The sequence below is a fragment of the Halorientalis salina genome, from assembly GCF_005049285.1.
GTDB lineage: Archaea > Halobacteriota > Halobacteria > Halobacteriales > Haloarculaceae > Halorientalis > Halorientalis salina.
Genome location: NZ_SOSC01000003.1, coordinates 89,647 through 109,378, shown reverse-complemented (window position 1 = coordinate 109,378; position 19,732 = coordinate 89,647). Strand labels below are relative to the sequence as shown.

General features: G+C 63.3%; 14 protein-coding genes, 1 tRNA gene and 1 pseudogene. 6 read left to right on the top strand and 10 right to left on the bottom strand.

From position 1 onward, the window contains the following. Positions 1 to 22: 22 nt before the first annotated feature. The 3 genes from E2481_RS07615 to E2481_RS07605 form a co-directional block, all read right to left on the bottom strand. On the bottom strand, positions 23 to 1,240 hold the full coding sequence (locus E2481_RS07615) for a PQQ-dependent sugar dehydrogenase (RefSeq protein ID WP_136716544.1): 1,218 nt from the start codon (positions 1,238 to 1,240) through the stop codon (positions 23 to 25). A 415-nt stretch (positions 1,241 to 1,655) separates the two neighbouring features. Next, positions 1,656 to 2,087 carry a hypothetical protein gene (locus tag E2481_RS07610; RefSeq protein WP_250137756.1) on the bottom strand — a complete coding sequence of 144 codons (432 nt, stop codon included), beginning with the start codon at positions 2,085 to 2,087 and terminating at the stop codon, positions 1,656 to 1,658. A gap of 2 nt (positions 2,088 to 2,089) precedes the next feature. Next, positions 2,090 to 2,611, bottom strand: a complete 522-nt coding sequence (locus E2481_RS07605; protein ID WP_136716543.1) for a DUF7342 family protein — start codon at positions 2,609 to 2,611, stop codon at positions 2,090 to 2,092. A gap of 183 nt (positions 2,612 to 2,794) precedes the next feature. Between E2481_RS07605 and E2481_RS07600 the strand changes: the two genes are divergently transcribed. Beyond that, positions 2,795 to 4,159, top strand: a complete 1,365-nt coding sequence (locus E2481_RS07600) for a CapA family protein (protein ID WP_136716542.1) — start codon at positions 2,795 to 2,797, stop codon at positions 4,157 to 4,159. Between the two features lie 145 nt (positions 4,160 to 4,304). On the opposite strand, the gene E2481_RS07595 is transcribed toward E2481_RS07600, so the two are convergent. Further along, entirely contained in the window at positions 4,305 to 4,991 is a 687-nt protein-coding gene (locus E2481_RS07595) for a helix-turn-helix domain-containing protein (protein ID WP_136716541.1), read from the bottom strand. Between the two features lie 230 nt (positions 4,992 to 5,221). On the opposite strand from E2481_RS07595, the gene E2481_RS07590 reads away from it, so the two are divergent. Together E2481_RS07590 and E2481_RS07585 are read left to right on the top strand one after the other, a co-directional pair. Then, positions 5,222 to 6,013, top strand: a complete 792-nt coding sequence (locus E2481_RS07590) for an alpha/beta fold hydrolase (RefSeq protein ID WP_136716540.1) — start codon at positions 5,222 to 5,224, stop codon at positions 6,011 to 6,013. Positions 6,014 to 6,351: 338 nt separating this feature from the next. Continuing rightward, entirely contained in the window at positions 6,352 to 7,485 is a 1,134-nt protein-coding gene (locus E2481_RS07585; protein WP_136716539.1) for a hypothetical protein, read from the top strand. 264 nt (positions 7,486 to 7,749) lie between these two features. Here E2481_RS07585 and E2481_RS07580 read toward each other — a convergent pair whose 3' ends face one another. Beyond that, positions 7,750 to 8,688, bottom strand: coding sequence for a hypothetical protein (locus E2481_RS07580; protein ID WP_256867886.1), 939 nt, complete (start codon positions 8,686 to 8,688; stop codon positions 7,750 to 7,752). A 278-nt stretch (positions 8,689 to 8,966) separates the two neighbouring features. Between E2481_RS07580 and E2481_RS07575 the strand changes: the two genes are divergently transcribed. Beyond that, a complete protein-coding gene (locus E2481_RS07575) occupies positions 8,967 to 10,253 on the top strand; it encodes an RNA-guided endonuclease InsQ/TnpB family protein (protein ID WP_136716537.1) in 1,287 nt (428 codons plus the stop codon). A gap of 292 nt (positions 10,254 to 10,545) precedes the next feature. On the opposite strand, the gene E2481_RS07570 is transcribed toward E2481_RS07575, so the two are convergent. After that, positions 10,546 to 10,980, bottom strand: a complete 435-nt coding sequence (locus E2481_RS07570) for a pyridoxamine 5'-phosphate oxidase family protein (RefSeq protein ID WP_250137755.1) — start codon at positions 10,978 to 10,980, stop codon at positions 10,546 to 10,548. A 216-nt stretch (positions 10,981 to 11,196) separates the two neighbouring features. On the opposite strand from E2481_RS07570, the pseudogene E2481_RS19195 reads away from it, so the two are divergent. Together E2481_RS19195 and E2481_RS07560 are read left to right on the top strand one after the other, a co-directional pair. Beyond that, a pseudogene (locus E2481_RS19195) lies at positions 11,197 to 11,325 on the top strand (universal stress protein); the annotation flags it as partial. 86 nt (positions 11,326 to 11,411) lie between these two features. Next, positions 11,412 to 14,150 carry a cation-translocating P-type ATPase gene (locus E2481_RS07560; protein ID WP_136716535.1) on the top strand — a complete coding sequence of 913 codons (2,739 nt, stop codon included), beginning with the start codon at positions 11,412 to 11,414 and terminating at the stop codon, positions 14,148 to 14,150. Between the two features lie 352 nt (positions 14,151 to 14,502). On the opposite strand, the gene E2481_RS07555 is transcribed toward E2481_RS07560, so the two are convergent. The 4 genes from E2481_RS07555 to E2481_RS07540 form a co-directional block, all read right to left on the bottom strand. Beyond that, positions 14,503 to 15,771, bottom strand: a complete 1,269-nt coding sequence (locus E2481_RS07555; protein WP_136716534.1) for a hypothetical protein — start codon at positions 15,769 to 15,771, stop codon at positions 14,503 to 14,505. An 84-nt stretch (positions 15,772 to 15,855) separates the two neighbouring features. After that, positions 15,856 to 15,929 (bottom strand) — tRNA-Gln (locus E2481_RS07550). Between the two features lie 179 nt (positions 15,930 to 16,108). Next, positions 16,109 to 18,142 (bottom strand): vWA domain-containing protein, encoded by a 2,034-nt coding sequence (locus E2481_RS07545; protein ID WP_136716533.1) that lies wholly within the window; start codon positions 18,140 to 18,142, stop codon positions 16,109 to 16,111. Between the two features lie 2 nt (positions 18,143 to 18,144). Next, positions 18,145 to 19,452 (bottom strand): AAA family ATPase, encoded by a 1,308-nt coding sequence (locus tag E2481_RS07540; protein ID WP_136716532.1) that lies wholly within the window; start codon positions 19,450 to 19,452, stop codon positions 18,145 to 18,147. Positions 19,453 to 19,732: the final 280 nt, after the last annotated feature.

Below are 19,732 nucleotides of genomic sequence, written 5' to 3'. Positions count from 1 at the left end.
ACGCCTTCATGGCTTATGACGCTCAGACCGGCCGGAGCCGAACGATCGGCGCGTCTGTATCGTCGACCGCCACGTAGAGGTGGCCGCTTTCGGGGGCCGGCACCACGTCGCGGATGCGCCAGCCACGGTCGGCGAGCAACGGCTCGGCCTCGGTCACGCTGCGGCCGTCCACGGTCAAGCGGGCGAGATACTGCGAGGCCAGGCCGCCGACGAACAGGTCTCCCTGCCAGGACGGGAATGCAGCGCCGGTGTAGAAGGTCATCCCGCTCGGCGGGAACCCGCCACTGCCGCAGGGCCAGGAGTACACCGGTGCGACCACGTCCTCGCGCTCGCTGTGTGAGACGCCGACCGGATCGTCAGTCCCGTACCGACAGCCCTCGTCGGCGACCGGCCAGCCGTAGTTCGCGCCCGCTTCGACGATGTTCAGTTCGTCACCGGCTTTTTCGCCGAACTCGCTTTCCCAGAGAGCTCCGGTGTCGGGGTGGACCGTCAGCCCCTGGGCGTTCCGGTGGCCGTAACTGTATATCGCGTCGCGTGCGCCAGCCCGGTCGACGAAGGGGTTGTCGTCGGGCACGGAGCCGTCCGGCGCGAGCCGCAGCGTCACGCCGTGCTCCGTCGAGAGGTCCTGTGCGGTGTGGTCCGGGCCGAAGTCCTTGAACTGACGATCCCCGACGGTCTGGTAGACGAACCCGTCGGGGCCGAAGGCGACCCGCGAGCCGAAGTGCCCGCTCGACTCGACGAACGGTTCGGCGACGTGCAACTGCTCGAAGTCCTGGAGGGACTCGCCGTCCTGACCCAGCCGTCCCCGGCCGAGGTGTGTTGCGGATCGTCCGTTCCCGTCGCTCGCCGAGTACGTGAGATACACCCAGCGAGCGTCCGGAAACGAGGGATGGAGCGCGATGTCCAGCAGGCCACCCTGCCCCTGGGCGTACACTGACGGCGTGCCCGTGACAGTCTGTATCGTGCCGTCGGCGACGTCGATCACGCGCAACCGGCCGCCGCGTTCGGTGACCAGTAGTCGGGTCCCGTCCGGGAGCGGCGCGAGACTCCACGGTTCGGCGACCGGTTCGACGACCGTCTCGACCGCCACCGTGACGTCGCCGCTGGTACTGGTCGGCGACTCGTTTCCCGAAAACGGCCCGGTCGCACACCCGGCGACCGCTCCGAGCGCACCAGCCGTCGCCGCGAGGGCTGCCCGACGGGTCACCGGCCGAACCGAGGACTCGTCGTCACCAGTCATGTGTCTCGATTGCCCGTGGCGCTCTGCCCACACCCGTCAGCCGCCACCGTTGGACGTCCCAGGTGCCGTTGCAGCCGGCCGTTTTCCTCGCAGGCGGCCAGCGCTGGGCGGCCGCTGTCTGTGTGAGCGGGTCGATGCACATACATCAGATTACGGCCCGACGGGCATGAATGTCCCTACGGAGGGCCACCGACCGAACGAGCCGAGTCCGATACCGTCGTCGCTGCTGTGTCCTTCTGGGGCCCCATCGCCAGGGAGTGACTGCTGGCGTGAGTCTGTATCACTCGCAACCTGGACCAGCTCGGCCGACGACGGGAGTGAGTGCTCGCGGGGCAACGTACGAAGGGAACATCCGGAGCGATCTGTTACCCCGGCGTTCGCGTTCAGGTCACCGATCGACTCTTCGAGACGCGACTCACGTCGGTTCGAGCCTGGACGTGAGATGAGACATGACCTCCCAGACGACTCGTGTCGGGTTCTTTGAGGAAAACGTGTGTGGGTCGTACGTGTAGGCATCGGACGCGCCTGTCCGTTCTTGAAAGTGGCCCCAGCCATCGACGTGCGGATTCGGTTCGTGATGCCAGCCGAAGTCATGTGTGCCATCGCTGTAGTGAAACGAGAACTCGGGCGGAGCGTCGGCCGTTTCACCCGCGAACCAGCGCACCGTGAGCGAGGCGTCGGGACCGTCGATACGCAGCCGCTCTTTGGCTACGTCCGCAACGACCTGGGTGAACTCGCCCGACGGGAAGCCACGGACTGAAGAGATCACAGGATGGCGCTCGAGTTCCTGCTGAATCCCACGCAGCGCCCGGTGGGACGCTTCGGCCGGGTCGTATGCACCGTCCATCGCTAGGCCGAGGCCCGAGGGTCACGGCTGTACGTGCCGTAGTTCTCGATGGCATCTTCGACGATACTGAGGCGATATCGCACGAGTTCCCAGTCGTTGGCTGCCTCCTGAACCTCGCGGGTCTCCGTCGCCGCATCCGTCTCCGCGGCGCGTTCACGGAGTTGCGAGGGGGACTCGACGCCGTACTGGTCACGCCACGTTTCAATCTGCTCCTGCAGGTCGGCCTTCAGCCGGACGAGTCCGTCGTGGTCGTGCGTATCGAGGAGGTCTCGGAGGGTTTGCAGGCGCGTATGGAGCGGGTCCGGCGCGTACATGGCCGTCCCCTCGTGGTCGTCCGCCAGGAGGACGTTCATGTCGACGAGCCGTTCGAGGTGGTCGCGGGCTGTGTTCTCCGCGACGTGTGCTTCGGCCGCAATAGACGATGCTGGGCGGGGCTGGGAGACGGTGCTCGCGACCGAGCGCACGCGATCAAATGCGCTCGTCTGTTCCTTCCACGCGTCAACGCCGGGCGCATCGTCGGGCATACCGATTACTACGCTTCGAAACGCAATAAATCTATGCTGAGATAAGATAGCCTATCTGAACTCGTTTCGGGTAGCACCTCAAGAGTCGACGCTGAAGACGACCTCACGGAACACAATCACCGACGGCAGCGCGAGTATCTGTCACTCAGAAACGGTAAAACCTCACGTGCTGCATGAGGGACCATGGGGCCTGATTCGTGTACCCTGGCTGCCACGGGCGACGCGATCATCGCCCATCCCGTGTCCCAGTTCCAGGGGAACGACGAGCAGTTCGACGCGCTCCTCGACGTCCTCCAGGGAGCGGACGCGGCAGTGACCCAACTCGAACCCGTGTTCGTCGACGGAAGCCTTCGCCACGCCTCCCTCTCCCAGGTGCGTGACCAGTACCAGTATCTCGCACCGTTTCCGGGCGCTCTCATCGGAACCGACCCCGAACTCGTGGACGAATTGACGGCGATGGGGCTGAACCTGTTCACCCTCGCCTCGAATCACGCACTCGACTTCGGCGACGACGGCTTGGAGACCACGCTGGCCGCGCTACGCGACCACGGGCTCACCTTCGCCGGCATCGGCGACGACCGAGCGGATGCCAGAGCGCCAGCATACCTGGAGACAGACGCCGGCCGCGTCGCCCTCGTCGATGCCTCGACCAGCGTCCCGCCAGGTGGGGCGGCCGGCGTCTCGACCGCGCGATTCGACGGCGCTCCCGGGATCAATCCCCTCCACGTCGAGTGGACCTATCGCGTCACGCCCGAACATCTGGAGCAACTGCGCGAGATCGCCCAGCAGACCGGCATCGAGGCGGTCAAAAGCGAGTGGCTTCGGCGAGAGAATCCGGACTGGACCGACGACGACGCGTTCTACTTCATGGGGATGCGGTTCGTCCCGGCGACCGAGCAACGGCCGCCCGGCATCTACCAGTCGCTCCGGCAGCAGGATCGCGAGGCGATCCTTGCCCAGGTCGGCGACGCAGCCGCGAACGCCGACTGGGTGGTGATGGGGCTGCACTCCCACCAGTCCCGGGATGGCAACCGCAACACGAGCGAGGTCCCGTCGTTCCTGCAGCGGTTCGCCCACGACTGCGTGGACGCCGGTGCCGATGCAGTCGTCGTGACCGGCCCGCACACCCTCCGCGGGATCGAAGTGTATCAGAATAACCTTGTCTGTTACTCCCTCGGGAACCTCTTCTTCCAGGACGACGCGTTCTACCGGATTCCGGACACTATCAGTGAGACGACTGACTCGGCCGTGCCGGACGTGCGCGGCGACACCGTATCCGACGACGCGGCGTCGGACGTCGATCACGATGTGGACAACTGGCAGTCCGTCGTCCCGGAGTGTACGTTCGACGCCGAGGGCGGACTCGACCGCGTCACGCTCTATCCGTGTACTCTCCAGCCGGATGCAACCCGGCCGCGGCGTGGGATGCCGGTGCTCGCGACCGGTGAGCGAGCGGCGTCGATCCTACAAACGGTCGCCCGCCGCTCGGTCCCGTTCGGAACGACCGTCAGGATCGAAGACGACGTCGGAATCGTCGAGTGGTCGTGAGGCCACCACACGTCTCAGCGGACGGACACCGGATTTCCGGTGTACGAATCAACATGTTTGGCATCGGGTCCTGGACAGAATGTTGCGAGTCACCGACCTGGGCAAGACACTGGATATACTCCTGGGGATGGCGAGTGCGTGGCCGTCAGTCGGGGAGTGGCGGCCACGTCGTCGCTACCGTCTCCTCGATGAGTTGGGTCTGAGCGCGACGCAGTCGCTCGGACACCGAGGAGGCGGAGATCCCCAGCTCCGCCGCGACCGCTTCCAGCGATGCCCGACGCGGGATGTCGAAATACCCCCGTTCGTAGGCGATTCGGAGCGCCTCGCGTTGGCGGTCAGTCAACCCCTCGCCCGGCGGTTCGGAGTCGCCATCACGTGTGAGGCGGAGCAACCGGAACCCGGCGTTTCGCTGCCAGAACGACGAGAACTGCGTGAACGCGTCCCGATCGGCGAACCAGCCCGTCTGTCGCCACCCGTCCGGCGTCACCTCGATCCGTTCGATAATGGCGTCTGCCGTGGCGAGGGCTTCGAGCCCCGTGAGATCGTCCAGGGCGTCGCCGAGTTGCTCCTCGAAACTGAGCGCTGGGCGTGCCTGATAGCGACGCGTGTCGCCGGCCGCCCCGACCAGCGTCCAGTTAGCGACGTCGTAGGCATCCGAAAGGGCGTCCTCGATCGCCGTCTGTGACCCACCAGTCACAGTGATGAGAAACATGGGCCGACGCCCGTGGTTGAACTGGAGGGCGAGACGGAGCGTCGCATCGGACACCGCTGTCGCGACCCCGACGAGTGGGAGCGCTTTGCAATCGATCTCGAATTCGGCGACGAGCCCCATAGGATAGCGTGTCAATCGGCCCTAATGGGAGTGGCGAAGGTCGCACTCTCTGGAGGGCTCTCTCCTGGGGCCGACTGGCCGTTTCCCGAGGCCCACCGACACCAGTCCCGCTCTGCGCTTTCCCGCTCTGTGCTGTCCGTATCAGTATCGCCGTCCATCCGCTATCCCGTATAAAAGCCCCAATCACTGAGAGAGCGACTTAGCCAACTCGCCCTCGAAGGCAGCAGTGCATGGTGCCGACACACGCTGCAGATGGTCTCGATATCGCCTACGAACAGCACGGGAACGGCCAGCCACTCGTCTTATTGCACGGCGGGATGGCTCCCCGAGAGCACTGGACCCCGGTGATCCCTCACTTCGAGGAGTACGCCGCGATCGTCCCCCAGCGCCCCGGGTTCGGCACGTGTCTGGACACGCCAGCGGAGACGAGCGCCGACGAGGTACTTGAGCGCGAAGCCAGGTACGTCCGAGCGCTCGTCGACGCCGTCGATGGGACGCCGATTCTGTTCGGACACTCCTACGGGGCGCTCACCGCGATCGAGGCTGCCACGGACGCAGCCGTCGAGGCGGTCGTCGCCTACGAACCGGCAGTGCTCCCCGAAGACTTCCGAAAAGAGGCCGATCTCGCCGCTCGCATGGACGCGCTCATCGACGCCGGGGACCGCCAGGAGGCTGTGAAACGCTACGTCGAACAGGTCCTCCACCCCGAGGGAATCGACGACCTCGACGCCTGGCTAATGGAGTGGCCGGTCTGGCCCGACTGCGTCGAACTCGCCGAGGAGGTCGTGCGCATGAACCGCGCCGTCGAGCAGTACCGGCTCCCGAACCGGCTCGATGTCGATGCGCCCGTGCTCGTCCTGTCCGGCACCAGTGGTCCTGACTTCCTCCGCGAGAGCGCTCGCGCTGTCCACGACGCGCTTCCCCGGAGCCGCTTCGTCGAGTTCGACGGCGTCAGCCACAACGGCCCCAGCGAAGCGCCAGCTCTGGTTTCCGCGGAGGTCGACGCGTTCCGCAGTAGCTGAGCGGCTGTGAATACGCCGGCCCTGGGCAGCATCGTGTGGGCCGTTTTCGGAGTGTGGTCGTGATGCCCGCCGAAGTCCTGTCAGTGGCGCAGGCGAGTCTCGGAGCTAAACTGGTACTGCCCACACTCGGTCTCGTGACTGGCACGGACCTCGGTGCAGTGTCGGACGCCCTCGTATACCAGTAGCCGTGCCCTCGCGAACGCTTGGCCCACTGGCTGTATAGTCGGTCGGTAGTCACCGGCTCGATCAGCAAGCGGATATAAGCATTACGCCGCCGTTTCCGACAGAGAACCACTGCGGGCATTTATATGTGGCCTGTCACCGAACGATTGGTCAGCATGGCGCCCCGCAGAACCAGGCGACGGTATCTCGGCGGCCTCGCGACGATCAGTTTCACGTCACTGGCCGGCTGTATCGATTCGCTCGACGGCCAGAACAGCACGCCCGCAGCGAACGACACGCAAACGACGACGAACGCAACCTCGACGCCCGACAGCGACGCGACGCCAGGAGAGAAGTCCAGTGACGGCGACTCGATCACCGGGTCACCGAAGCAGGTCGTCCGCGCGTACTTCGAAGCCAGGTACGAGAACCCGACCGCGGCTCGACAGCACTTCCACTCGCTCCATCCCTTCCACCCGGACAACCTCTCGGAGGAGAAGGCGACGACACTCCTCTCGTCTGAGGGAGCGATCTCCGATATCGACTTCGATACACGCGACGTGGACGTCACGCTCGAGATGGTGCAGTCAGCACCGCTGTTGCGGACGGCCGAGGTCGAGCAGGAGACGCTCACCGATGCGCTCGCCGGCGAACGAACGGCCGTCGTCGAAACGGTCGTCACGACGGCCGACGGGAAGCGAAACGTTTCCCGGATCGCTACCGTAACCAGCGACGGTGAGTGGGCCATCCTCGCGCTGCGAATCGACCCGAAAATCACCCAGTCAGCCCAGTTCGAAGGGCGCGTCGTCAGCGAGGTCAGCGTCGATACCGACGAGGACCGCGTCCGACTCTACTTCGACGGCTCACCGACCGCAGAGGAGCTCACCGGGAAGACGAAGAACGCGCGCTCGTCGCGGTCCTCGTCGACGCCCGGATCGATCTCGTACTTCGACCTCTACCCCGATGGTGCGGGCGACGAACTGATCGTGACCGCCACGGTCGACGGCGACACCCGAACGATCCACAGAGAACAGTACCCGCCCAGCGAACGTGTCGTCGAGGACGTCACGTACGACGAGGATCCCGAGAGCGACGAGTTCGACGCGGCGGCCACCGTGTCGTTCGCGGACGACCGCAACGGTGAACGGTACGTCGTCGAGTCCACGATCCACGGCGGAAGCGTCGATGTCGGCCCGGACGACTCCGCCACGGCCGTCGTCGGCGTTGCTCCCGAGGCCGACGAAATCGTCGTGACCCGCACCACCGGCGATGCGTCCGACGTGGTGCACCGCGAACGCCATCGCTTCTAGCTGGCATCGAACAAATACGGAAGCGAGTATTATCGCTGCCTCCGCGTTTCAGGGCCACTCAGCACTGGCTGTTTTTGCGTGTCTGTTTCGTACATTGATTCACGCCACGGGTCGAGTCGTCGATCCGATCCAGGGCACAGTCGAGAGAAACGGCGGTGCGGTGGCTCCTCGGCCTCGACGGACTGGTTCTCGTCGGGTGACGGTCCCTCAGCGACCTCCGGTTCTGGTGGACGACAGCGATCAGTGGGCCAGACAGCGACGTGTTCACATCCCGGTCGGGACGTACTTCGACAGGTCGAGGCGGCGAAGCCCGTACTCTATTCCGGCCACGATCAGCAGAATTGCCAGATACAGGAACCACGCTCCGAAGTAAAGCGCGTGGGGACCCTCTACGCCTGCAGAGAACTCCGCCCAGACATTGAGCATGATGAACAGCGTCAACAGCGCCGACGGCACGATCAATCGGTGGCGAAACAGAAGGTAGAGTGGAATCGCAGCGAGCAGCCACATTCCACCAGCGCCGAAAAGAACGAAGAGCCACGCATACCCGCCGGAAAGCGTCACTCCAAGGCGAGCAGCAAACCACACCATGACAGCGGCGTGGAGCACTCCACCCACGGCAGCGATAGCGGTCGCCCGTCGTCGTGAGGCAGGAACTGCTAGTCCCGGGACTGAGTCCGTTACTGACGGGAGGTACGTCGACGTATTGCGAACGACGTACTCGACGAGTCCGAGGAACAGGAATCCGACCGTCCAGACGGAGGCATTGAGCATATAGCGGACAATATACAGTCCGTTCTCGACGACCGTGATACCGGTTGGCTCAGCCAGCCCTTCGAGCTCGGCGACGTCACGAAACGTTGGGCCAGGCGGCGTGAGTTCCATTCCAACGACATACCCCGTCGTGAGGACCAACCCGGCGACAGGCAGGATGACGTGGTATCGAATCGCGAGATACACTGGAAGCGCTGCCACGACGACCAACCCACCGTAGCGCCACCCGAGTCCAAGAGCCGAATAGTTCGATGGGCCGATATCGTACCCGAGGCTGCTGGCGACGATGAGAAGCCCGACTGCATGGACAAAACCGAGAACAAGAGCGAGACTGCTGGCCACCGCTCGTCTGGAGGGCATACCTGTACCGTCGAATGCATGTGGCTTCTTTGTTTGCCCGGACCCCCTGACGTTGTACGGAATCGCCACTGGATGGGTACAAACGACTCGCGGAATACAGCGCAGGTAGCGATTTCTGGGGGTGCGTTCACAGCACTGCGAGGGGATTCAGCAGTCCTCGAGTTGGTGTCTCAGTGACGAACGAGTGGCGCGAGTAGAATACAACGCCATTCTCACAGATTAGCAGTTCGGGCGAGAAGCCCCACCCTCACGGAGCGAACGTAGTGAGCGAGTAGGGTGGGGATGAATCGCCCTGCGAGGGATGCATACATTTAATTTTCTGCATCTGGATAATCGAGGGACGGCGCATGGATTACGCGCTCAAGTACCGGTTGTTTCCGACCGAGGTGCAGCGGGAGCAGTTGGACTGGGTGCGCGACACCGTGCGACAACTCTACAACCACGCCCTCCACCAATTCAACCGGATTCCCGAATCGGCAGGCACCGTCAAACAACGGGTGCGGAAGGTTCGTGGCGAGATTCCGGAGTTGAAAGACTGGTGGACCGACCTGAACGATGTGTACTCGACGGTGTTGCAACAGGCCGTCGAGCAAATCGCCACCAACGTCGAGAATCTCGGCAAGCTCAAACGGGCCGGGTACGACGTCGGGTCGTTGAACTGGAAGGCACCGGAAGAGTACAGGAGTTTCACGTATCGCCAGCGGGGCTTCGAACTCGATGAGAAGAGTGGTCCCAATGGTCGTGGGACGCTAACACTCAAGAAAGTCAACGGCGAAACCTTGGACGTACCGATCCGGCTGCACCGCCCCAGCCCAGACGACACCGACGTGAAACACGCCACCGTCAAAAAAGACAAGACTGGCGCGTGGTACGCGTGTTTGAACATCGAACGGGACGCTCCCGAGAAACCCAATCCCGGTGACATCGATGTCGAAGACACGGTTGGAATTGATTTGGGTATCCTGTCGTTCGTCCACGATTCCGATAACCGGGCGATCGGCCGTCTCGACCTCTCCGATGATCGCGAGCGTTTGGAACGCGAGCAACGGAACCTTTCGCGGAAGGAACACGGATCTTCGAACTGGGAGAAACAACGCTTGGTGGTCGCGGAAGTCCAGAAGGAGATGCGGAACAAGAGGCGTGACTTCAAGCACAAACTCGCCTATGCCTACACCACGGTGTACGACGCCGTGTTCGTCGAAAACCTCGACGTGAAACCCATGTTAGAAGGTGATCGGAACGGGCGGAACATCCACGAGGTCGGGTGGCGCGACTTCATCACCATCCTCAAACACCACGGCCGCAAACACGGGTGTCACGTCGTGGAAGTGGATCCAGCGGATACGACGAAGGCGTGTAACCGGTGCGGCGTGAAAACGAAGAAACCGCTGTGGGTCCGAGAACACAGCTGTCCCTCGTGTGGCTACACCACCGATCGCGACCACAACGCTGCACTAAACGTTTGGGAGCGCGGTCTGTCGAAGCTAGGAGTGGTTCACTCCGAATCTACGCCCGCGGAGACTGGCACCGCTGTGGACGCCGATGACTTCCGAGAGGTGTCTGCAAGTGCCGTCGTCGAAACGGGAAGCCCCTGCCTCAAGGAGCCACCGAAGGCGGCGAATAGGCAGGGGTAGTTCACTGAAACAGAACAAACATCGCGACGGATCGATCCGCTGTCTCTCTCACACGCTATTTCTATCAACTATGCTGTCACGAAATGGGTAACAGTCACTGGGCGCCTTCTCCCCCGCAGTTCGACGGTGAATCTGCTGGATTGTATGGGCCTGCGTTATTTTGGGACACTGGTGCCGATTGCAGGCCAGTGTGCCCTTCACTTCTGCGGTCGTAGTCTCGTTTTCCATCGTACGCAGCAGGGCCGGGCGATCCGGCTGTCACAGGGCACGGAAACGGCGGAAGCGGCGCAGGTCACTCGTACAGCGCCACCCCGGAAATCTCGTCGGCCCTGAGTTCGTACCACTCGAGTTCTACGTCCCCCTCCGGTATCTCGATGTCCTTCGCGACCTCGTAATACCATCCCCGGGTCTCATCGGCAACGTCGGTGTCGTCTACGCGCGTCAGCACGCCCGTCACGATGACGCTCCGCCAGTTCGTGGGGCTCTCCCAGTCGTAGACGGTCAAACAGACTTCTTCGGTCGTCTCGATGAACCGCCGCTTTTTGCTGTCGTCGGCGAATCCGAGGTCCATGATCGCCCGTCCGTCCGCATCGTCAAACGCAAACGAGACCGGAATGCCATACGCGCGGCCGTCGTTCGAGAGGGAGAGCACGCCGGTTGCCTGCTCGTTCAGAAACTCCTCGATCTCGTGTTGCCCCATCGTCTTACCGTACCAGGGTTCTTGCATTCGAATCGTCCGGATACAAAATCGACTCCGTGCAGAATATACTCTTTTACGAATGTTCTGATATCTACGCGAATAAATAAATGAATATGTATGGTATTGCTCCCATTTTTGTGCATTCGCCTCCTTATTGGCATTATGTTCGCTCAGGTTTGCTTTGCAACAGATGGGAGTGACCTGTACCCGGACGGCATCACCGATACCGAAACACGTGGGCTTGATTTCGTCGTCGGCACCCACAGGCGAACTGATTTCGTTCGATACGTGCTGGGGAGCGTTACTGACTCTCTCGTTCGGACGTCGCCGATTCCGGTGTGGAGGGCCCGAGTACCCGACCCAGACACGTAGAATACACTTGGGGGCCGGAGTCGCACAAGCCCGGAGAGAGAACGGAGCCGTATGCAGTGGCGCCCTAACAGGAAGGTTTCGACAGTATGACTGATTCAGATGTAGACCGGACTCGCGCGGAACCCTGGCACGCGACGCCGATTGACGACGTCTTCTCGGCAGTAGCGACCGACCCGAAGGGACTCTCGTCTGACCAAGCGGATCGCCGGCTTTCGGAGTACGGTGCGAATGACATCCACGACGCTGCACGAACGTCGGTTCTGGACCTGCTCGTCTCACAGTTCCGTGACCCGCTCATCTATCTCCTCGTCGTGGCCGCGCTCCTGTCACTCGGTGTCGGGTTCGTTCCTGGCGGCCACCCCAATTACACCGAGGCGGCGTTCATCACCCTCATCATCGGTGCCAACGGGTTGTTCGGATTCGTCCAGGATTACCAGGCCTCCCGGTCCATCGAAGCACTTCGTCAACTCACCAGTCCGGACGCGACCGTGCTCCGTGACGGACGAAAACAGGTCATCGATGCCGAACAGGTCGTCCCCGGAGACGTCGTCTACCTCGAACAGGGAGATGCGGTTCCGGCGGATGCCCGAGTGCTGGAGGCTGACGAATTGCGGACGAACGAGTCCCCACTCACCGGCGAGAGTGCGCCCGTCAGGAAGGAACCCGGGACCGTAGACGAAGACACGCCACTGGCCGAGCGCCACAACGTGGTTTACAAGAACACGACTGTTGTGAAGGGCCGGGGCAGAGCGATCGTCGTCGAGACCGGCATGGAGACGGCGGTCGGTGGGATCGCCACCCAGCTGGAGGAGGCTGACGACCGGCAAACGCCGTTCCAGTCCGAGGTCGAGCAGCTCGGAACGCAGATTGGGGGACTCGTCGTTTCGTTGATCGTCCTGGTCGTCGCTGTGCAGTTCCTGTTCACGGCGACAGAACCAGTTGTGATTCTTCTCGTCGGGATCACCCTCGCCGTCGCGGGTGTCCCGGAGGGATTGCCCGCAGTCGTGACGTTCACACTGGCGCTGGGCGCACGGGAGATGGTCGACCGGAATGCGCTGGTCAGGCGGCTTCCCGTCGTCGAGAGTCTCGGATCGGTCGACGTTATCGTCAGCGACAAGACTGGCACTGTCACGGAAAACCGGATGACAGTGACGCGGCTCTACGCCTCGGGGTCCGTCGTTGACCTGTCTGAGCCGCCCTCGAACGCAGCGAACGGCAGCGGTGCTGCCCCGCAGCTTGTTGCTGACGGCAATCAGGCGGACGGACCAGACCTCGCCCCGCTGTTGCGATGTGGGGCCCGCTGCAACAACGTGGAGCGAACGGACGACGACGAGTATCGCGGCGAGCCGACTGAAATCGCCCTCCAGCGAGTCGCGGACGACGCGGGTGTCGACTCGACCGGCGAGCGGGTCCGAGAGATCCAGTTCTCCTCGGAGCGAAAGCGGATGACCGTCGTCGTCGACGACGGCCAGTCGACGGCCTACATGAAGGGCGCACCGGAAACCGTTCTGGACCGATGCGACGCTGTCCTCGAGGATGGCGACAGACGGGAACTCACCGACGACAAGCGGCGGGAAATCCTCGACCACACGCACTCGTTCGCAGCGGACGCGCTCCGAGTACTGGGGTTCGCGTCGAAGCCCGTCGGGGACCCCTCGGCTGACGCGGAGCAGATAGAGGACGAGATGGTGTTTCTCGGGCTGCAAGGAATGTTCGACCCACCCCGAGCGGAAGTCGAAGACGCAATCGCCGACTGCCGGTCGGCTGGCGTTCGAACCGTCTTAGCGACTGGGGACAATCTCACGACGGCCCAGGCCGTCGGCGAAGAGATCGGGCTCGACCCCGACGGTGCACGCACCGGGAGTGACGTCACCGAACACTCCGCCGACGAGCTGCGGCACACGATCGAAGATGTCGACGTGTTCGCCCGAGTGACGCCGGAGCACAAGGTCCGCATCCTGAACGCGCTCCAGGATAACGGACACACCGTCGTGATGACGGGCGATGGCGTCAACGACGCCCCCGCACTCACGCAGGCCGACGTCGGCGTGGCAATGGGAGAGCGCGGCACCGACGTTGCCCGCCAGGCGTCCGATATGATTCTGCAGGACGACAACTTCGCCACGATTCGTGACGCGATCCAGGAGGGGCGGGGCATCTTCGAGAACGTCCGCAAGTTCGTCAACTACCTCGTCTCGACCAACACCGGGGAGGTACTGGTGGTGTTTCTCGGTGTGTTGCTCGGGAGTCTCCTCTTCCCAGCACAGTTCTCGGGGACGTCACAAGCGTTGATTTTGACGCCGATACTGATCCTCTGGATCAATCTCGTCGCGGACACGCTGCCCGCGCTCGCGCTGGGAGCCGACCCACACGCAGCTGGACTCATGGATCGCCCCCCGCGACCCACCGACGAAGGGGTGATCAACACCCGCGTGCTCGTGTCGATACTGACGATCGCGCTCCTGTTAGCAGTGACTGGCCTGGGTCTGTTCTTTTACGCTCTCGACCGCACAGGGTCGCTCCTCCGCGCGCAGTCGCTCCTGTTTACGTTTATCGTCGTCGTCGAGTTGATCCGCATCCAGGTCATCCGTTCACGGTACGACCAGCCGCTTCGCTCGAATCTATGGCTCGTCGGTGCGATCGGCGTGTCGCTGCTCGTCCACCTGGCCGTCCTCTACACGCCGCTTCACGACTTCTTCGAGGTCGTTCCCCTCACTCTCGTCGAGTGGGGATGGATCGCCATCGGATTCGTCGTGTTCCTCCTGCTCAACGTGGTCATAGCCGCGCTGAATACCCGGCTCTTCGAATCACGGAACGCGAAGTGAGACAAAAATATGCAAGCCACATCAGACTCGGCTGTACTGTCTGTGTTCTCACCCGATGGTTGTCTGGTCACCGACCACGATGACCTCGGTGTCGACGCCCGTCTGGGCTCGAATCTGATTCACCACGCAGTATTCCGTCAGTGCGATCACCGGCGTGACCGAGCCCGGTAAAGAGTTCGTCGCCGAGACGGTGACTGATCGTACTGCTAGGCAGGCGTTCAGCCGGTGTCGCGGCCGCACTTCGTGCCGGCGGCGTGGCTGACGGTGCCACTCACTCGAGTTGCTCGAATGAGCGGAGAACTCCCTGTCCATCGACGATTAGGCGAGTGGGGTCGGATGGAACCTCCCACCGCTAATCGGTCGGAGAGGTCACGGAATCGAGCGGTTCTCGGAGGGCCCACTCGTCCTCACACGGGTCGAGGTTCGCCGGTTCGGTTCCGGTGGTGGTCAGGACGCCGGCGTGATAGAGCATCGTCTTCAGCTGGAACACCGTCGGTGAGTGATAGACGTCACCGTCCTCGAGCGTCGGTGTTCGCAATTCACCGTCGGCATCGAGGACCCGTTGGCGGACGTCGTCGGTTCCCCGGACGAACAACTCGATCGTGAACGTCGGATGCTGTCTGTGGAGATACTCGACGAGGTCGACGATGGTCGGTTCCACGATTCCGTCGTCGTGCATCGTCTGGAGTTCTTCGACCAGCAACTGCGTGGCGGGATACTCGTAGACGACCCGGCGGGCCAGTTGTCCCCACAACGGAGCCAGGTCACAGAACCGTTTCCGCGACCGTTTCCAGTCCTCGAAGGCGTCGAGTGCCGCATCGACCGACCCGTACTCCCGGAGCGCGAACCGGACGACTTCGCGACCGAGTGGCCGTAACCGAACCCCGTCTGGCTCCACGCTAATCAGGTCGAGAAACGCCGCGCCAGTCCGTGCGGCGTCCGTCGCCTTCACCACTCGCTCTGCGAGGAGGTCCACTGTCGTGGCATCGTGGTACACCGCGAGCGGATACGCGAGGTAGTTCTTCGGGTGGTTGAGGCCGAAGTTCTTGTCCGCGACACCCTGGGCACTGGCCTGGAACCGTATCGCCGAGGCCTCGGTCGACGTCCGGTTGCCCACGACTCGCGGTTCCAACTCGGTGGCGACTGTCCCACGACTGTCGACGGCCAGAATGCCGACGTTGAGTTCCCGAGCGAGCGTTCGGGCGCCTTGCGTGAGTGACTGTGCCGGAGCGGCGAGGAAGGCGACGTTCGCTTCGTCGAGCCGATCGTAGGCCTGGACGATGCCTCGTTCGACGTCCGGGCGCTGGGTGCCGGTGTACCCCTTCGCCTCGATAGCAATCAGCGGTGGTTCCTCGCCAACCCGATCGACGGCGAGGACGTCGTTGTCGAGTGGCCGAACGCCGACGAGGTCGGGATACCCCGAACCGAGTCGAACGTGATTGAACGGAGCCAGCTGGTCCTGAACCCGGTCGTCGATCTCCCGAGCGTCGATCCAGTTGTCCTGGGCGAACTGCGTGTCGACGACCGCATACGTGTTCTCGGCGTCGTCGTCCGGGAAGAGCCGCTGCTTCGTGTGGGCGAGGACGTGCGGTTCCGTCAACCGAGCGGCCGCACTGGTCATGGTCGACTCTCTCAGTGCATGCCTATGAAAGTAGGTATCTACCCCGTGACAGCAAAGCTACGAGCGCGAGATTTGGCGGAAGAATAGTCCATCCTGGATTCGAACCAGGGTCGTTGCCCCCAGAAGGCAACAGGATTGGCCAGCTACCCCAATGGACTTGATATGTTCGCGCTCGGACACACGTCGACCGACTGTGTCTGCGAGGCAATCTTGGGTATGCGACTGCTCGTAATATGTGTTGCGGAGTCAGTCCATTATGGTAACCCGGGACACAGTCCGAGGGACTTCTCACCCACGGCGGACGACGCATCGACTGTCGGGGCGTCTCTAGCTGACTTCAACCGACGTGGTTGACGAAGTCGTAACACAACTCCCGACACCGGTCGTCGATCGTCTCCGGTGTCGCGTACCGAACCGAGTCGAAGTACTTGTCGTGGTCGCCGTGGCGGTCCGTGGATTCGTCGATGTAGACGCCGTACACCGGGACCGAGAGCGAGGCGACGCACTCCCGATAGGCTTCTTCGTGGTCGGGATAGCCGTCGGTTACGACGAGGATCAGGTGGTTGTCGAACTCCCCGTCGAGCAGTTCGGACTGGGCGAAGGCGAGACAGTGTGATAGCGGGGTCCCTCCCCGCGTCTTTGCCGAAAACAGCCGGTTCCGATGCGTGGAGATGTCTGCCCCGAACGGGACCTCGAGGTGCGGGATGTTCCGGTACACCGAAAGCAACGAGACGTCGACACCGACGGTAGAGAGCCCCAGTCCCAGCTGGTACACTGCGCGCTGGGCGTGTTTGATCGCACTCCCACGCATCGAGATCGAGCGATCGAGGACGAACTGGACCGAGTACGCTTTCTCGTCGCTATCCTGCATCTCCGAGCGGACGTTCCTGCGACCCGTCACGGCGTAGGGGAGCTGGGAGGATTCGAGTCGACCCCGCTCCGTGCCGTAGCGGCGACTGCTGGTTCGCTCCTGCTGGAGTGTCGCCCGAAGAATACGGGCGATCGACTGGGCCTGTCGCTCACACTCGTTGATCTCGTTGATCGTGATATCAGTCCGCGACCAGTCGGTCGGGACCGTGATCCCATCGTCGAGGCCGGAAAACGAGTGGGTGACCTGCTTTTCGCCCGTCGCGTCGTCGCCGCGGTTCCGATCCCGCCTGGTCGCCTGACGGTGCTCTTCGAGCGTGTCCTCGTACTCGTCGGTGTCGACCGACGTGTACGTCTCGAACGTGACCGGATCGTGGTCGGGCGCGGTGTCTCGGTCGGTCCTGTCGTCGTCCGGCGCCCGCTCCTGTTCGTCCGTCTCACCATCCGGTGTCCGCTCTGGTTCGTCCGTGTCGCCGTCGGACCCGTCACACAGGTCTTCGAGGAGTTCCGTGGCATCCCGGTCCTCGTCGCCGGCGTCGCGGTCGCCCGAACGCTCGGTCTCTCCTCGCCCGTCTGGTGAGTCGGTCCCACTGGACCGCCCTGTCGACCGGGCCGCGTTCGGGGTCGCCTGCTGGCCGATCCCGACCGAGAAATCGCTCCTGATGCCGGTCTCGGGAACCTCGGCGTCCGAGAGCGACTCGTGGACGTGCTGGGCGAACTCGAAGAACAGTTCGGCCCGTTCGGTGCCGTCCGGTTCGGTCACCGCCTCGGCCATGAGGCTCTCGATCCGGTCGTCGAACCGCCCGACGGACGCGTCGCTGGCGACGACGCCGCCGACGAACGCCGAGAGCCGCCCGGCGTCGGGCTCGGGCACCCGGTCGACGACCCCGATATCGCCGTCGAGTACCGACTGCCAGACCCCCGAGTCGTAGAAGCCGTGGTCCAGCAGGCCGAACCCGATGGCCTCGACCGCGTTGAGACAGTGGCGCTCCCGGACGGGCGCGACCAGGTTCTCGTAACTCAGTATCAGTTCGTCGCGCAGGTCGAACTCGCTGTCGAGGAACGCGTCGATACAGGCGTCCTCGCCCGCGTTGAACAGGAACCGGTAGAGCGCGGCGAGGTCGGGACCGGACGCCGCCGTCTCGCGGTCGATCGCCAGACACTGTTCGCTGTAGCGCCGGTAGGCGTCGAAGTCCGTCCACCTGAGGTGCCCGATGCCGTGGAAGGTCAGCGTCTCCTGTTCGACGAGGTGCCACACCGGCGGCGAGAGATCCGAGACCGACTGCTCGATCGGATCGGACGGCACGTCGATGCGGTGGCCGTCCTGCAGCCGTCTGTTCCGCGTGTGGTCACCGAGACGGACCTGAATTGACGTGCTGGTGCTGATCTTCGCCAGCCTGTCGAGGTGGGCACGGCGGCGGTCGGCGCGTCGGGGTGGCTCCTCGAAGGGGACCGCCTGCTCCTCGCCCGTGGCGGACTCCTCGGAGTGAAACGGGGATGGCACGGTTATCCCCCGTAGGTTTCGATGGTCGTTTCGACGGAGCTCCGGTGGCCCGACTGTTCGGGGAACCGGTCGACGTAGGCCGTCTTCGCGGCCTCCTTCGGGCGCATGAAGCCGTCTTCTAAGAACTCCGCGGCCCGTATCATCGATCGTAACGTGATCGGCTTCGGCAACGCCCCGTCCAGATACGCGTCCCGGAGTTCTCGACCGATCTCGACGACCTGCCGGACGTCCACCCGCCTGGTCGAGGACAGATCGACTTCCTCCAGGACGATCTCGACTTCCTGATGCTGGTCCAGGTACTCGAACCGGAGACTATGGAGCCGGCTCTCGTAGGCCTTGTTGAGCTGGTTCGAGCCGGCGTAGTTGATGTTCCGTGTGCCGATAAACCGGAAGTCCTCGTGGACGGTGATCGTCTCGCCTTTCTCCGGTATCGTGACGACAGCGTCCCCTTTCTCGGTCGCGGAGTGCAGCAGCGAGGAGACGTCTCCGGAGATCATGTCGTGCTCGTCGGCGACGAACCAGCCGCCGTACCGCATGCACTTGGTGAGCACCCCGTCGACCCACTGCATCTCCGTCGCGCCGTCGTGACTGTACACCTCGTAATGGCCCAGGAGATACGACATCCGAACCTCTTCCGAGAAGTTCACCTGCTCGACGCCGACGTTCACCTGCTCGGCGAGATGCAGGATCGACTCGGATTTGCCCGTCCCCGTCTCTCCTTTCAGGTCGAGATGGTTCCCGTGTTTCAGGGCGTGGGCCATGACGTCGAGTTCTGTCTTGCCGGCACGGACCGGCCGCTCGTAGTAGGTCTCGTGGCCGGTCGGCACGGTCAGTTCGTCGGGGACCGTCGCCCGGACTGTGAGTCCCTTGTACGTGTCGGCCGTGGCGTCCGGTGGGGCCTCGATACGCTCGTCCGTCCCCGACTCCCGGACGGTCGCCACCGCACCGTGTTGCTGTACCCACTCGAGAAACTGCGTCGGGTCCAGTTCGGCGAGTTTGTCGGCAGCGTCATCGGATCGTTGCCACGTCGTGAGTAGCGACACGCCCATGCGTTGCAGTCCGCCATCGTCCGTGATCCAGCCACGGGAGACCCATCTCCCGAACGGGGCTGGGCGATCTCCCTCCGACTGCAGACGGCCGTGTGCCCCCTCCTCTGGGTAATAGGTCGACGCTTTTGCATAGTCGACGAACGCCAGGATATCCGACGTGAGTTGTGCAGCCCCAGCGTCCCCGCTGTCGTCCGTGTCGGGTTGTGACTCGCCAGCGCGTTCCTGGTCTGTCTCGGACTGTGAGGATGGGGGATCGGACATGTTACCGTCTAGATACTGGTGCTGGCCTGGATGGTGGACCACGTTGATCGGTGCCTGCCCTGGAAGGTTCCACTGGCCGACACCGGGAGTCGTCCTCGCGGGCGCCTCCTGGCTGCCTGGAGCGACGAGCGATCATCGGCTCCCCCAGCGCGTGTGTGCATGTACTCGTTCGAGTGAGTTTTGGCCTTGGAAAGCATAAATCCCTTGACTATCGTACTTATTCTTGGCTAGAAATGGAATCGAGTCAATACATGGATACACTGTCACCTATGGCTGTCTC